Origin of the sequence: Promicromonospora sp. NPDC050262, assembly GCF_040655935.1 — a bacterium.
Taxonomy (GTDB): Bacteria; Actinomycetota; Actinomycetes; order Actinomycetales; family Cellulomonadaceae; genus Promicromonospora.
The window spans coordinates 1-14418 of record NZ_JBFAKX010000032.1 but is presented as its reverse complement, the minus strand read 5'-3'; the positions used below and the strand labels follow the sequence as shown (position 1 = coordinate 14418).

Here is a 14418-nt window from a genome sequence, read left to right as displayed (position 1 = left end):
TTCCGGAAGGGCGAATATCCCGCACTCAGCGGTAGACGGTCAGGCCGTGCGGAGGAGCTCCGCGACCCGGACGGTGCGCTCGCGCGCCACCATGAGCGTGGTCACGACCAGACCCGCGGCGGCCCAGAGGACCATCGCGGCGATCGCCATGCCGATGCCGCCCGTGCCGGGCTCGACGAGCCGCACGAGGCCCACCTGGGCCGGGCCCACCGGGAGGAACCCGGCCAGACCCTCGAGCACGCCCGGCACCGTCGAGACCACACCTGTCGCGATGACGAGCACCGCGATCAGGAGGCTCACGCCCCGGCCGATGTGACCGAGCGACGCGGCGAACGCCTGGTTGACCGCGACGAACGCGACCGACACGAGCGCGCCGAAGCCCATCGCCGCGAGCCAGCCGCCGACGTCGAGGCCCTCGATGCCGGCCAGGATCGCACCCGTCGCGATGCCGGTGAACAGACCGATCGCGGCCGGGATCGCGAACGTCCCGAGCGTGAGCCGGAGCGCGCCGCGCGTGGAGCCGCGGGCGTGCAGCGGCACCGGCGGGAAGACGATCATCAGCGCGAGCGCGCCGAGCCAGAGCGCCAGCACCGCGAACATCGGCCCGGTCGCGCCGGTGTTGAGGTCCGTGACCTCGCCGTCGGTCGCGACCGGGTCGGCCACGACGGAGGCCAGGGACTTGCGCTCCTGCTCCGTGTACGACGGGATCTCCTCGGTCGCCTGACCCAGGCCGTCAGAGAGGTCCGACGCGCCGCCGGCCAGCTCGCCGACGCCGTCGGCCAGACCGTCGACGCCGGTCGCGAGCTGGGAGGTGCCGGTGCCCAGCTCGGTGACGCCGCCGGCCAGGCCATCCACACCCGTGGCGAGCTGGCTGGAACCCGCCGCCAGCTGGCCGGCACCGGTCGCGAGCTGCGACGCACCGGACGAGATGCCGCCGGCACCGGTGGAGAGCTCACGTGCTCCGGAGGACAGCGCGCTCACGCCGCCGGCCGCCTGGTCGGCACCGGTCGCCAGCTCGTCCAGGCCGCCGGCCAGCTGGTGCGCACCGCCGGCGAGCTGAGTGATGCCGCCAGAGGTCTTCTCCGCACCGCCAGCCAGCGCGCTGGCACCTCCAGCGAGGTCATCGATACCCGCCTGCAGCCCGTAGAGGCCAGTCGGGGTAGGTCCCGGCTGCCCGGCAAGACCAGCCATACCACCAGCGACCTGCTCGGACACGGCACTCAGCGCCTTGAGCTGCGGAAGCTCGGCGCAGAACTGCTCATAAGCCGGAGCCACAAGAGGGTCGTCACAGGCTTGTTCAATACCGGCGACCAGATCGACCATACCTTCAGACACGGCCTCGGAACCGGTGGCAAGTTCGGTTGCCCCCTCGGGCAGGCTCTTTTCGGAGTTCGGCGGGTTGGCGATGCCCGCGCTGGTCTGCGCGAGCCCATCGGAGAGCCTCCGCGCACCCGTAGCGACACCTTCTGAGCCCTGGGCGAGAAGGTCCGCGTTGTCGGCCAGTTCTCCCGCACCCACGGCGGACTGGCCCGCACCGGCGGCGAGCTGGTCCACACCTGCTGCGGCCTGGTCAGCGCCCGCCGCCCACTGCTCGGCGCCCGAGGCCCACTGCCCTGCACCGCCGGCGAGGCTGGAGACGCCGTTGCCGACGCCAGCCACGCCGGCCGCGGTCTGGTGTGCGCCGTCCGCGAGCTGCTGCGCACCCTCACCGGCCTCGGTCGCGCCGTCGGCGAGCTCGCCCGCGCCGTCCGCGAGCTGCTGCGCGCCCTTGCCCGCCTCGGTCGCTCCGTCGGCGAGCTGGCCGGCGCCGTCGGCCGCCTTGCCCAGCTCCTCCGAGAGCGTGGAGAAGCCGACGAGCACGTTGTCCACGTACGTCTCGGTGAGGGTGCTGCCGAGCACGCTGGTGGCGGTCTGCGCGACCACCTGCGCGAGGGCGTCGTCGAGCACACGGCCGTCCGGGGCGGTGGCGACGTCGATGGTCGCCTGCTCCGCCTCCTCCGGGTCGTCACTGCTGAACGACGTCGCCGCCGCGGAGAAGCCCTCGGGGATGGTGATGACCGCCGCGTAGGTGCCGTCGGCAAGGCCGTCGGCCGCCGTCGCCGCGTCGGAGATCTCCCAGTCGTAGCTCGCGTCCGACGCCGGGATCGCCGCGGCCTCGCCCGTCTCGGCGTCGGCGGTCTCGCCGCCGCTCACCAGGCCGGCGGCGAGCTGACGGCCGAGCGGCACGGTCTGGCCGTCGATCTCCACCGGCTCGTCGAGGTTCACGATCGCGGCCTTGACGGTGTCGAGCCGGTCCTGCGGGTTCCACAGGGCCGAGATGAGCAGGCCCAGGATCATCAGGGGAAGGAGCGCCACTGCCACGGCGCGCCACGGGTTGCGGAAGGGCTCGGGCCGGAGCCACCTCGTTGCGGTCGTCATGCCCGCACCTCCTGCTCGGTCACGTCTGTGTTCTGGTCAAGGTGGGCGCCTGCCGTCGTTCTGTCGCCCGGGGTCACGTCGAGCACCTGCGCGCCGGTCGGTGCGAGGTCGGTCGCGGCGAAGCCGGTCGAGCCGAGCAGCACCGCGATGCCCACCTTCTGGGCGGCGGCGACGGCCTGGGCCAGCTCCGCGCGCGCCGCCAGGTCGCCCACCGTCTCGGTGGCGTCCACGACGAGCACCTTCGGCTTGTCGCCCAGCGCCCGCCGGACCGCCGCGGCGGGAGTCCCGCCCTCGGCGGCCGCGTCGACCACCGCGACGCGGTGCCGCACGGACGAGGCCCGCTCGGGCAGCACCAGACCCACGGTCTTCGCCACCCCGCCCGACACCTTGATCCGCCCGGCCACGGCCAGGAGGAAGGCGCTGACCGGCGCCGTCGCGTCACCGTGGACGAGCAACGTGCCGCCGTCGGGCACCCGGACGCTCACCGGGCCGACGATCGCGCCGGCCGGGCCGTGCACCTCCAGGTCGCCGGCCGCGACCGCGTCGGTCGCCCCCGGCTCGGGCCAGTCCGCCAGCGACAGCTCGCGGGTCAGTCCCTCGCCCTCGACGTCGAACGAGGGCAGCACCTTGTCGAGCCACTTCGGCATGTACCAGGCCTTCTCGCCCAGCAGCGCGAGCACCGCAGGGACGAAGACCATGCGCACCACGAACGCGTCCACGGCCACGCCCACGGCGAGGCCCAGCGCGATCGGCTTGAGGTTCATGTCGCCGTGCGGCACGAAGGCCACGAAGACCGCGATCATGATGATCGCCGCTGCGGTGACCACCTTGGCGGAACCCTGGAACCCGGTGGTGATCGCGTGCTTGGCGCTGCCGCCGTGCACGTAGTCCTCGCGCATGCGGGACACGAGGAACACCTCGTAGTCCATGGCGAGGCCGAACAGGATGCCCATGAGCACGATCGGCATGAAGCTGATGACCGGTCCTGTCCGTGTCACGTTGAGCGCCTCGGCGAGGACACCGTGCTCGAAGACGAGCGAGACCACGCCGAACGCCGCGCCCACCGAGAAGAGGTAGCCGATGGTCGCCTTGATCGGCACGGCGATCGACCGGAAGACCATCGTCAGCAGGATCAGCGACAGCCCCACGACGACGAGGGCGAAGGGCAGCAGCGCGTCGCCGAGCTTGTCCGACACGTCGATGCCGACCGCGGTGAAGCCGGTGACCGACAGGTCCACGCCGTACTCGTCGAGGAAGTGGTCGTGCAGCGAGCGGATCTCGCGCACCAGGTCCTCGGTCTGGGCGGACGTCGGGCCGCCCTCGGGGACCACCTGGATGATGCCGGTGTCCGCGGTTTCGTTGGGCGTCGAGAGCGGCACGTCGGCCACGCCTGGCAGGTCCGCGATCTCGTCGCCGATCTGGTCCATGAGAGCCACCGGGTCGGTGCTGGTCACGATCGACCCGGTCACGATCAGCGGACCGTTGAACCCGTCGCCGAAGTGCTCGGAGACCAGGTCGTACGTGACGCGCGCCGGGTCCTCCTTGGCCATCACGCCCGCGTCCGGGAGCGCGAGGCGCAGGTCCAGCGCGGGGTAGCTCAGCGCGCCCATCGCGGCGATCACCAGCACCACGGTGAGCGCCGGGATCTTGGTCACCGCGCGCACCCAGCCGGTGAAGAACCGGTTCGGCTTCTGCTCGGGCAGCGTCACGACGGCGCCGCGGGACCGGGTCGCCTCGGGGTCGTCGTCCGCCGCCGCGGCCGCCGCGGCCGCCCGGGCCGCCGCACGCCGCTCCTTGCGCGACGGCCGGGGCCGCAGCCGCTCCCCGGCGAAGCCGAGCAGCGCGGGCAGCAGGGTGAGCGACACCAGCACGGTGACACCCACGGTGACCGCCGCGGCGATACCCATGATGGTGAGGAACGGGATGCCCGCGACGCCCAGGCCGACCAGCGCGATCATCACGGTGAGGCCCGCGAACACGACGGCGGAGCCGGCCGTGGCGGTCGCCCGCGCGATCGACTCGTGCACCTCGAGGCCCTTGCCGAGCTGCTCCCGGTGCCGCGAGACGATGAACAGGGCGTAGTCGATGCCGACCGCCAGGCCCAGCATCACCGCCAGCATCGGGGTGGTCGAGTTGATCGGGCCGAGCACGGTCGCGGCGAACAGCAGGCCCATCGAGGCGCCGACGCCGAGCAGCGCGTTGAGCAGCGGGAGCCCCGCGGCCACGAGCGAGCCGAGGGTCAGCACGAGCACCACGAGCGCGACCAGCAGGCCGATGCCCTCGGTGAGCGTCATCTCGGGGAACTTGGACGAGAAGAGCTGGCCGCCGAGGTGCGCCTCGGCGCCGGCGGGCAGGGCCTGCGCCAGCGCGTCGGCCTCGACGCCCAGCGCGTCCTTGGTCTCGTCGGTGATCGAACCCTGGTCGCCGTCGAGCTGGATCGTCAGGAGGGTGGCGCGCTCGTCGTCGGAGACCGAGGCAGGCATCAGGTCGTCGTACGGCGACGTGACCACCTCGACCTGCGAGACGTCCTCGAGGTCCGCGACGCCGTCCTCGATGGCCGTGCGCATCGCGTCGTCGTTGATGGTCTCGCCCTCGGGCGCGACCACGATCACCTGTGCGGAAGCGCCGCTGACCTGCGGAAAGGTTGCAGCGAGGCGATCGAGCGCCTCCTGCGACTCGGTGCCGGGGATGGACACCTGGTTGTCGAGGCCCTGTTGCAGCAGGCCGGCCGCACCGCCCACGAGGACGAGTGCCACGACCCAGCCGGCCACGACGAGCCGACGGGCGCGGACGGCCCAGCGGCCGAGCGAGTAGAGAACGGAGGACACGCACACTCCTGGACGAGGCGGGGGCCGATGTGGGGACGTTCGATGCACCACTGTATCCGATACAGGAGTGCATCGGATACACGGATGTATTGATAGACTGGCCGCTCGATACCCCGAGGAGCTGCTGTGACCACCGAGCCCGCCAGCGACGTCGGCTCAGGGTCGTCCGTCGAGCGTGCGTTCGCCACGGCCCTGACCCCGCGACGTGAACGAACCCGCGAACGCCTGCTCGACGCCGCCTTCGCGGTCTTCGCCCAGCACGGCATCCGCGGCGCGTCGATCGAGGCCGTCTGCGAGGCGGCGGGTTTCAGCCGTGGTGCCTTCTACTCGAACTTCTCCAGCAAGGAGGAGCTGTTCCTCGCGCTCGCCGAACGGGCGATGCGCCGGGAGCTCGTCGCGCTGGAGTCCGTCACCAGGAACATGGAGCCGGACGTCGTCCACTGCGGCGCCGTGAACCCCGACGCCATCGGCAGGATTCTCTCGGTGCTCGTCCCGGATGCCGGGGACGCCCGGCAGGGGGCGCTGATGCGTGCCGAGCTGGAGCTCCTCGCCATGCGCGACCCCACCGTCGGGCAGCCGTTCCTCGCGCAGGAGCAGACCCTCCGCACCGAGCTGGGCGCCGCGATCGAGCGGATCCTCCAGGAGTTCGGCCTGCGGTTCACGGTGGACCGGCGCACGGCGGTGGACCTGCTGCTCAGCGTGTACGAGTCGTCCGCGCGGGCCGCCGTCGTCGCCGACCCCACGCAGGAGGGCGGCGATGCCGCACCCGGCACCGCCGCCCTGAGCCAGCTCGTCAACCTCCTGGTCACGGCCGCCGACTGACCCGCTGCAGGCGAGCCGGCCGTGCGGCCGTCACCAGCTCGCGTTGGCCGCCAGCTCCAGCGCGAACTCCGGCCACCACGTGCCGGCCGCCGGGCCGCCGTTGCGCGCGCCGTCCGACTCGCCGGGGAGCTTGACCCAGAGCAGCGCGTCGAGCGACGTCGCGTCGTCGACGTAGACCCGCGCGCCGACGTCGGCCGGCGACGCCGCCGCGTACCGCAGATACCCGACGCGATCGCCCTGTCCGTCGCAGTCGCCGAGCTGGGGACCTGTCAGACGTACAGGTCACCGGGATGACCTGTACGTCTGACACGTCGGAGCAGGTCAGGCCAGCGCCTCGTCGACCAGCGTCCGGGCGGCGTCCTGCACCTCGGTGAGGTGGTCCGCGGACACGAACGACTCCGCGTAGATCTTGTACACGTCCTCGGTGCCGCTGGGCCGCGCGGCGAACCACGCGTCCCGCGTCGTGACCTTGAGCCCGCCCACCTTGGCGCCGTTGCCGGGCGCCTCGGTGAGCTTGGCCGTGATGGCCTGCCTCGCGAGCGTGGTGGACGAGACGTCCGACGGCGACAGCGCGCCGAGCCGGGCCTTCTGCTCCCGCGTGGCGGCGGCGTCGACGCGCGCGTACCAGCTCTGGCCGTACCGCTCGACCAGGTCGGCGTGGTGCTCGGAGGGAGACCTGCCGGTGGTCGCCAGGATCTCCGAGGCGAGCAGCGCGAGCAGCAGGCCGTCCTTGTCGGTGGACCAGACGCGGCCGTCCTTGCGCAGGAACGACGCGCCCGCCGACTCCTCCCCGCCGAAGCCGACCTCGCCCGAGAGCAGACCCGGGACGAACCACTTGAAGCCGACCGGCACCTCGACGAGGCGGCGGTCCAGCCCCTCCGCCACCCGGTCGATGAGCGCCGACGACACGAGCGTCTTGCCGATCGCCGCGTCGGCGGGCCAGCCGGGCCGCGCCCCGCCGTACAGGTACTCGATCGCCACGGCGAGGAAGTGGTTGGGGTTCATGAGGCCGTCGGCCGTGACGATGCCGTGCCGGTCGGAGTCCGCGTCGTTGCCGGTCGCGACGTCGAAGGGCGCCGGACCGTCGCCGCCGGTCATCCGCTGCACCAGCGACGCCATCGCGTACGGGGAGCTGCAGTCCATGCGGATCTTGCCGTCCCAGTCCAGCGTCATGAACGACCAGCGCGGGTCGACCTGCGGGTTGACGACGGTGAGATCGAGGTCGTACCGCTCGGCGATCGCGCCCCAGTACTCGACCGACGCCCCGCCCAGCGGGTCGGCGCCGATCCGCACCCCGGAGGTGCGGATGGCCTCCAGGTCGAGCACGTTGGCGAGGTCGTCCACGTACGTCGACAGGAAGTCGTGCCGGTGCGTGGTCTCGGCGGCGAGCGCCTGGTCGAGCTGCACCCGCTTCACCTGCCCGACGCCGGTGCGGAGGATCTCGTTCGCCCGGTCCGCGATCCACCCGGTCGCGTCGGAGTCGGCGGGTCCGCCGTGCGGCGGGTTGTACTTGAAGCCGCCGTCGCGCGGCGGGTTGTGCGACGGCGTCACCACGATGCCGTCCGCGAGGCCCAGACCCGGAGCGGCCAGGCCCGGGGTCCCCTCGGCGAACCGCGTCTGGTTGTGCAGCAGGATCGACTGGCTGACGGCAGGCGTCGGGGTCCACGAGTCGCGCGCGTCGACCATGACGTCGACGTCGGCCGCGGCGAGCACCTCCAGCGCCGTCCGCCACGCCGGGTAGGACAGCGCGTGCGTGTCCCGCCCGATGAACAGGGGCCCGTCCGTGCCCTGACCACGCCGGTACTCCACGATCGCCGCGGTGATCGCCACGATGTGGTCCTCGTTGAAGGCATGGTCGAGGCTCGACCCGCGGTGCCCGGACGTGCCGAAGGCGACCTGCTGGCCAGGGTCGCCCGGATCCGGGGAGAGGTCGTAGTAGGCCCCGACCACCCGGTCGACGTCGATCAGGTCGCTGGGCTGGGCGGGAGTTCCGGCACGCGCATCCATACGCCCGATACTGCCAGGTCCGGGCGGGTCCGTCGTCGCCCACGCCCGCGATCACCCCTGGGCCCCACGCCCGCCCTGTGTCCGCTCCCGGGAGACGACGGCCCCGCCGCCACGCCGCCGTCGTAGGCTGGCGACATGTTCCCGCCGATGCAGCCCGAGATCCCCTCGCTCCACCCCAGCGAGCTCGACCCGTCCGCCCCCGTCCCCGCCGGCTCCGTCCTGCTGGACGTGCGCGAGCAGGACGAGTGGGACGCCGGGCACGCCCCGGGCGCGGTGCACATCCCGCTGGGCGACCTGCCCGTGCGGTACGGCGAGCTCGACGCCGACGCGCCGATCCTGGTCATCTGCCACTCCGGCGGCCGGTCCGCGCGCGCCACGCAGTGGCTCAACGAGGCGGTCGGGTTCGAGGCGACCAACCTGGACGGCGGCATCGTCGCCTGGGCCGGCGCCGGCCTGCCGGTCGAGCGCTGACCGCCGCTCGGGGCTGAGGGCTACTCGCCGACGCGCGGCTGGCTCGGGTCGGTCTCGTTCCAGACCCGGTCCAGCGCGGTGACGGCGTAGGTGTACGTCCTGCCGCGCTCGGCCGAGGTGTCGAGCCACGACTGGACGCGCCCGCTCGCCGCGCGGAACGTGCCCACGAGGTTCGCGGGGTCGTTCGTGTCCACCGCGTCGGCGGCGCCGTTCACGCGGTAGACGGCGAACGACGTCGCGCGCGCAGCCTTGTTGCCGATGTCGGCCAGATGGATCCGGACGCCGTCGCGCACCCGGCGGGCCTTGGTGAGCACCGGGGTGACCACCGGGTCCGCGGGCAGGTGCGGCATCGCCGGCACGAGCGCCGGGTGCTGGTAGTGGTCAGCGACCACCTTGGTCATCGCGCCCTGCGGGTCGGCCGGCACGTGCACGGCCGAGTAGTAGACGTTGCCGTGGATCGGCCCGACGTCGCGGCTGACCTCCCGGCAGAGGTCGAGGTGGTTGGTGAGCTCGTCGGGGTCGGTGAAGACCCCGCTCGTCACCTTGTAGAGGGCCTCGCCCACGTAGAGCTGCGTGCCCGACTGCGCGGCGACCTCGGCCCACCACGGCACGAGCTTCGCGTAGTCGGCTACGGCCAGCCCGATCTGCCAGTAGACCTGCGGGTTGACGTAGTCGAGCCAGCCCTCGAGCACCCACTTGCGGGTGTCGGCGTAGAGGTCGTCGTACGACTCCTGCCCGCCGGTGTCCGAACCCAGCGGGTCGGTCGTGGAGTTGCGCCAGATCCCGAACGGGCTGATCCCGAACTTGACCCAGGGCTTGGTCTCCTTGATGCGGACGCTCATCGTCTCGACGAAGTGGTCGACGTTGTTCCGCCGCCAGTCCTCGATCGTGTCGAAACCCGCGCCGTACAGCTCGTACGTGCCGATGTCGGGCAGCACGTGGCCGTCCACCGGGTACGGGTAGAAGTAGTCGTCGAAGTGCACGCCGTCGACGTCGTAGTGCTCCACCGCGTGCAGGATCGACTGCTGGATGTGCTCCTGCGCCGCGGGGATGCCCGGGTCGAAGTAGAGGCGGCCGTTGTACTCCCACACCCAGTCGGCGTGCTGCCGCGCCGGGTGCTCGGGGACGAGCTGCGACAGGTCGGCCTCGATCGAGACGCGGTACGGGTTGAACCAGGCGTGCAGCTCGATGTTGCGCCGGTGCGCCTCCTCGACCATGAACGCGAGCGGGTCGTAGCCCGGGTCCTGCCCCTGCGTGCCCGTCAGGTACTTGGACCAGGGCTCGTACGGGCTGTCGTAGAACGCGTCGGCCGTGGGGCGCACCTGCACGAACACTGCGTTGAGCCGGTGCTCCTGGGCCACGTCGAGCCAGTGCAGGAACTCCGCCTTCTGGGTGTCCGCGTCGAGGCCGCTCGTCGACGGCCAGTCGATGTTGGCCACGGAGGCGATCCACATGGCGCGCAGCTCGCGCTTGAGACCGAGGGCCGACGACGGCTCCGGCGTCGCGTTGCCCGTCATGGCCGGGGCGCCGAGCGCCGTGGCCGGGTCGAGGGCCGCGATCGTGACGCCGATCGCGGCGGCCGCCGTTCCCGTCGCCGCCATGGTGAGGAACTCACGGCGGCCGATCCCCGACATCACCCCCGCCTGCCGTTCCTGCTGGAGCGACACGGTGCGCGCATAGGCTGGCAGATCGGTCGCCTCACGGCGGGCGGGGTGCCTCACGTGCTTGACCTCCGGTGCTGGCTGCTGGGGGTTGGTGCCGTGGTGCTCGGTGATGTGGTTTTGCTAGGTTGGCCGGCGTCGATCGGTACACACGATCGACAGGCACACTGCAGTGACGAACAATGCCACCGGGCGACGCCGTGGGGAAACTCTCGCACATGTCGCGTCAGATGTGAAGTTTGCACTGTGAGCGAGATTGTGAAACTTACTTTCACGCCTCCGCGACCGGCGCGCCCAGCAGGTCGTCGTACGCGGGCGAGTGTTTGCGCACGTAGGCCCGGATGTACGGGCACAGCGGCACGATCTTGTTCCCCGCCTCGCGCACCATGCCGAGTGCCGCCTGGGCGAGCCGGCCCGCCAGACCCTGGCCCGCGAACTCGTCGAAGACCTCGGTGTGCACGAAGTACACGACGCCCGGATCGGTCTCGTAGGCCGCGAAGCCGGCGAGGGTGCCGTCGACGCGCACCTCGAACCGGGACTCGTCGGGGTTGTCGACCACTGTCACCTCGGGTTCGTCCGTCATGGGGCCCATCGTGCGGCACGTGCCCGCCGGTTGCCAGCCCCGTCCGGCCGGTCGCGCCGTGAGGCGGGTCACCGGGGAACGCGGGGCCGGTGTCAGTGGTCGGTGCGAGACTCGATCCGTGCCACAGACCGCCGCCTCACCCCGCTCCAACCCCTACACGGCGGTGCTTCGCACCCCGGGCGCGCTCAAGTTCTCCGCGGCCGGCGCGCTGGCCCGGCTCCCGATGTCGATGGTCGGCATCGGCGCCGTGCTCATGGTCCAGGGCCTGTACGGCAGCTACGCCATGGCGGGCCGCGTCGCGGCGGTGCTGGGCCTGGCTCAGGCGTTCCTCGCCCCGCAGATCGCGCGCTGGGTGGACCGGCGCGGTCAGCGAAAGGTGCTCCTGCCCGCGCTGCTCCTGTCCGTCGCCGGGCTGGGCGGCCTCGTCACCGCCGCCGTGCTCGGAGCCCCGGAATGGGTGTTGTGGCCGCTCGCCGCGATCGCCGGCGGGAGCCAGGGTTCGTACGGCTCCATGGTCCGGGCCCGCTGGAACGGGGTGCTGGACGACCCGCGCCGGCTGCACACCGCATACTCGCTGGAGTCGTCGGTCGACGAGCTGGTCTACATCGTCGGCCCGGTGCTGGCCACGACGCTCGCGACGGCGGTGGCCGCGCCGTCCGCCCTGGTGGTCGCCGGGATCGCGGCGCTGGTCGGCGGCCTGCTGTTCCTGGTGCAGCGGGCCACGGAGCCGGCCGTCGTGGCCGCCGACGCCGAGGTGCGGCACCGGCCGGTGGTCCTCGTGCCCGGCATGCCCGTGCTGGTGCTCGTCTTCGTGGCCATGGGCATGATCTTCGGCTCCATGGAGGTGGTCACGGTCGCGTTCGCGGAGGAGCAGGGCAGCAAGGGTGCCTCCGGCCTCGTGCTCGCGGTCTTCGCGCTGGGCTCCATGGTCGCGGGACTCGTCTACGGGGCCCGGCACTTCACGAGCCCGGCGGTCCGGCGGTTCGTGATCGGCATGGCAGCGCTCGGCCCGGGGGTGTCCCTCTTCCTGCTGGCGCACACGCTCTGGGCGCTGGCGGCCGCGATGTTCGTGGCCGGTCTGGCCATCGCACCCACCGTGATCACCGGCAACGGCCTGGTGCAGGACATGGTCGGCAAGCACCAGCTCACCGAGGCCCTGACCTGGGTGGGCACGTCGATCGGCATCGGCGCGTCGCTCGGCGCGTCCGTCGCGGGGCTACGGGTGGACGACGCCGGGGCGGCCGCCGGCTTTCTGGTGCCCGTCGCCGCGGCCTGGTTCGCCACCCTCCTGACGCTGGCCGCGAGCCGCACGCTGCGGCGCCAGTCCGCGGCACGGGAGTAGCCGGCCGGCGCGTCGCCGAGGGTCGCAGAAGTTCACCCCTTTTATCAGGATATGACATGTGATTCCTTGATAACTTGCGGGCGACTCCCAGAATCTTCACGAACGGACGCGCATGCTCGTCTTCATCGTCATCGGTCTCCTCGGACTCGCCCTCGCGCTCGCCTCACTGCTGCTCGGCGACTTCTTCGAGCTGGCCGACGGGGCCATCTCGGGCACGTCGCTCGGCGCGGGCGCCCTGCTCTTCGGCGCGACCGGCACGGTGATCCTGTCCAACGGGCTGCCCGTCTGGGTGGCCTACCCGGCGGGCCTCGTCGTCGCCGTGCTGGTGATCATCCTGGTCAACGTGCTGATCAAGCGCCTCAAGGCCGGCGAGGACGGCGGCCCGGTCTCCCTGGTCGGCGCGCAGGGCAGCGTGACCTCCGACGTCGACCGCGGTCACGGCGAGGTCTCCCTGGACGCCGCCACGGAGCTGGAGACGCGGCTCGCGTTCTCGGACGAGCCGATCGAGCAGGGCACCCGCGTCGTCGTCGTCGAGCAGCACGGCGCCCGCGTCAAGGTCGAGCCCGTGCGCTGAGGCGTACCCCGGCGCCTCCCGTCCCCCGCCCCTCCCCCGAACGCACCCTCGGCCGGGACCGCTCGACGGCTCGGCCGGCACACCCCACCCCAGGAGCCGAAATGACCGGTCAACTCATAGGTGTCATCGCCGTCGCCGCGGGCGTCCTCGCGATCTTCCTCGTCCTCGCGTTCGTCGCGAGCCGCATCCGGCGGGTGCCGCCGAACGAGGCGCTGATCGTCGTGGGCCGCGGCGCGGGGAAGTCCGAGGCCCAGACGGCGAGCCAGCGGGTGGTCGTCGGTGGCCGGGCCTTCGTGTGGCCGGTGCTGCAGCAGGGCTTCTCGATCTCCCTCGAGCAGCGGCAGATCGGCATCACCGTCGAGGGTGTCGACAAGAACCGCATCAAGATCGCGATCAAGGCGTCGATCAACTTCAAGGTGCGCGGCGACGAGGAGGGTGTGCGGCGTGCCGCGCAGCGCTTCCTGTCCCAGCAGCACCTGCTGACCGAGATCATCAAGGAGTCCCTGGAGGGCTCGCTGCGGTCGATCGTCGGCGACATGACGATCGAGCAGATCATCTCGGACCGCAAGGGCCTGTCCGACCGCGTGGTGCAGTCGACCAAGACGGACCTCTCGGAGCAGGGCCTCCAGGTCGACCTGCTGAACATCTCCGACATCTCGACGCCGGGATCGGACTACCTCGCGAACCTCGGCCGTGCCGAGGCCGCCAACGCCCGCCAGCTCGCCGAGGTGTCCGAGGCCGAGGCGAACCGCGCGTCCGAGTTCGCGGTGATCGAGGCAGCCGAGCAGATCGCCGAGCGCCAGAAGGCGCTGGACCTCAAGAAGGCCGCCATCAAGGCGGAGACCGACAGGGCGAACGCCGAGGCGGAGGCCGCCGGCCAGCTCGCCCGGGCCGAGCAGGACCGGCTCGTGGCTCAGCAGGAGCGCGAGGCCATGGCCGAGAAGGCGCGCGTGGAGCAGGAGCGCCTGGACATCGAGGTCCGCAAGCCCGCGGAGGCCAAGGCGTACGCCGAGGTCCAGGGCGCGAACGCCCGCCGTGACGCCAACAACGCGGCCACCGAGGCCGAGGCGTTCAAGCGCACCACGATCGCCCAGGCGAACAAGACCGCGGCGCTGCAGGACGCCGAGGCGTCCGCCGAGTCGGTCCGCCGTGCCGGTGAGGCCGAGCGCGACCGGCAGGTCGCCCTCGCCGCCGGTATCGAGGCCGAGGGCCGGGCGCGCGCGGCCGCCGTCGAGGCCGAGGGTCTCGCGGAGGCGACGGCCACCGACGCCAAGGCCGAGGCCCTGCGCAAGTACGGCGAGGCCGCGCTGGTGCAGGAGCTCATCGAGCGCCTGCCGGACATCGTCCGCGCCGCCGCCGAGCCGATCGCGTCGATCCAGGGCATGACCGTGGTCTCGACCGACGGGGCCTCCGCGCTCACCAAGAACGTGGCTGCCGTGCTCGGCGAGGGCCAGGGCGTCATCAAGCAGCTCACCGGCGTGGACATCAACACGCTGATCTCGGGTCTGGCCGGTCCCACCAACGGCAACGGTGCGGGCTCCGCGGGCGGGGACGTCGCCGACAAGAACTGAGCCACCGGCCACGTGTCAGACCCTCAGGTCACCCGGGTGACCTGAGGCACGATGGTCGTGATCGTGGCGAAGTCGATGGTGTCCGGCAGCACGGTCTGGCGGAGGGCGTCACCCACGGGCGGCTTCGACAGGAACGCGACG

General features: G+C 72.0%; 10 protein-coding genes and 1 pseudogene. 5 read left to right on the top strand and 6 right to left on the bottom strand.

Features of this window, described 5'->3' with window-relative positions; all coding sequences use genetic code 11:
* Positions 1–39: 39 nt before the first annotated feature.
* Entirely contained in the window at positions 40–2418 is a 2379-nt protein-coding gene (locus AB0I29_RS26750; protein WP_357487181.1) for a YhgE/Pip domain-containing protein, read from the bottom strand.
* A complete protein-coding gene (locus tag AB0I29_RS26745; RefSeq protein ID WP_357487179.1) occupies positions 2415–5246 on the bottom strand; it encodes an MMPL family transporter in 2832 nt (943 codons plus the stop codon). Before AB0I29_RS26745 ends, AB0I29_RS26750 begins: the two co-directional genes overlap by 4 nt.
* Positions 5247–5372: 126 nt before the next feature.
* Between AB0I29_RS26745 and AB0I29_RS26740 the strand changes: the two genes are divergently transcribed.
* Positions 5373–6068 (top strand): TetR/AcrR family transcriptional regulator, encoded by a 696-nt coding sequence (locus AB0I29_RS26740; protein WP_285100421.1) that lies wholly within the window; start codon positions 5373–5375, stop codon positions 6066–6068.
* A 30-nt stretch (positions 6069–6098) separates the two neighbouring features.
* On the opposite strand, the pseudogene AB0I29_RS26735 reads toward AB0I29_RS26740, so the two are convergent.
* A pseudogene (locus AB0I29_RS26735) lies at positions 6099–6329 on the bottom strand (hypothetical protein); the annotation flags it as partial.
* A gap of 60 nt (positions 6330–6389) precedes the next feature.
* Positions 6390–8075 carry a phosphoglucomutase (alpha-D-glucose-1,6-bisphosphate-dependent) gene (gene pgm, locus AB0I29_RS26730; protein ID WP_285100423.1) on the bottom strand — a complete coding sequence of 562 codons (1686 nt, stop codon included), beginning with the start codon at positions 8073–8075 and terminating at the stop codon, positions 6390–6392.
* A 135-nt stretch (positions 8076–8210) separates the two neighbouring features.
* Between pgm and AB0I29_RS26725 the strand changes: the two genes are divergently transcribed.
* Positions 8211–8546: a rhodanese-like domain-containing protein gene (locus tag AB0I29_RS26725; RefSeq protein ID WP_285100424.1), complete on the top strand. Its 336-nt coding sequence runs from the start codon at positions 8211–8213 to the stop codon at positions 8544–8546.
* A 20-nt stretch (positions 8547–8566) separates the two neighbouring features.
* Here AB0I29_RS26725 and AB0I29_RS26720 read toward each other — a convergent pair whose 3' ends face one another.
* A complete protein-coding gene (locus AB0I29_RS26720) occupies positions 8567–10213 on the bottom strand; it encodes a family 10 glycosylhydrolase (RefSeq protein WP_357487174.1) in 1647 nt (548 codons plus the stop codon).
* Positions 10214–10478: 265 nt separating this feature from the next.
* Positions 10479–10790 (bottom strand): GNAT family N-acetyltransferase, encoded by a 312-nt coding sequence (locus AB0I29_RS26715; protein WP_357487172.1) that lies wholly within the window; start codon positions 10788–10790, stop codon positions 10479–10481.
* A 118-nt stretch (positions 10791–10908) separates the two neighbouring features.
* On the opposite strand from AB0I29_RS26715, the gene AB0I29_RS26710 reads away from it, so the two are divergent.
* The 3 genes from AB0I29_RS26710 to AB0I29_RS26700 all read left to right on the top strand — a co-directional run bounded on the left by AB0I29_RS26710 (position 10909) and on the right by AB0I29_RS26700 (position 14277).
* Positions 10909–12132 (top strand): MFS transporter, encoded by a 1224-nt coding sequence (locus AB0I29_RS26710; RefSeq protein ID WP_285100427.1) that lies wholly within the window; start codon positions 10909–10911, stop codon positions 12130–12132.
* Between the two features lie 112 nt (positions 12133–12244).
* On the top strand, positions 12245–12706 hold the full coding sequence (locus AB0I29_RS26705; RefSeq protein WP_285100428.1) for an NfeD family protein: 462 nt from the start codon (positions 12245–12247) through the stop codon (positions 12704–12706).
* Positions 12707–12807: 101 nt separating this feature from the next.
* A complete protein-coding gene (locus AB0I29_RS26700; RefSeq protein ID WP_285100429.1) occupies positions 12808–14277 on the top strand; it encodes an SPFH domain-containing protein in 1470 nt (489 codons plus the stop codon).
* The last annotated feature ends 141 nt before the right edge of the window (positions 14278–14418 follow it).

What these genes read in the sequence shown, in the direction of transcription:
- AB0I29_RS26705 (WP_285100428.1), top strand. Translation starts at nt 12,245, where the DNA reads ATGCTCGTCTTCATCGTCATCGGTCTCCTCGGACTCGCCCTCGCGCTC.
- AB0I29_RS26715 (WP_357487172.1), bottom strand. Translation starts at nt 10,790, where the DNA reads ATGACGGACGAACCCGAGGTGACAGTGGTCGACAACCCCGACGAGTCC.
- AB0I29_RS26700 (WP_285100429.1), top strand. Translation starts at nt 12,808, where the DNA reads ATGACCGGTCAACTCATAGGTGTCATCGCCGTCGCCGCGGGCGTCCTC.
- AB0I29_RS26750 (WP_357487181.1), bottom strand. Translation starts at nt 2,418, where the DNA reads ATGACGACCGCAACGAGGTGGCTCCGGCCCGAGCCCTTCCGCAACCCG.
- AB0I29_RS26725 (WP_285100424.1), top strand. Translation starts at nt 8,211, where the DNA reads ATGTTCCCGCCGATGCAGCCCGAGATCCCCTCGCTCCACCCCAGCGAG.
- pgm (WP_285100423.1), bottom strand. Translation starts at nt 8,075, where the DNA reads ATGGATGCGCGTGCCGGAACTCCCGCCCAGCCCAGCGACCTGATCGAC.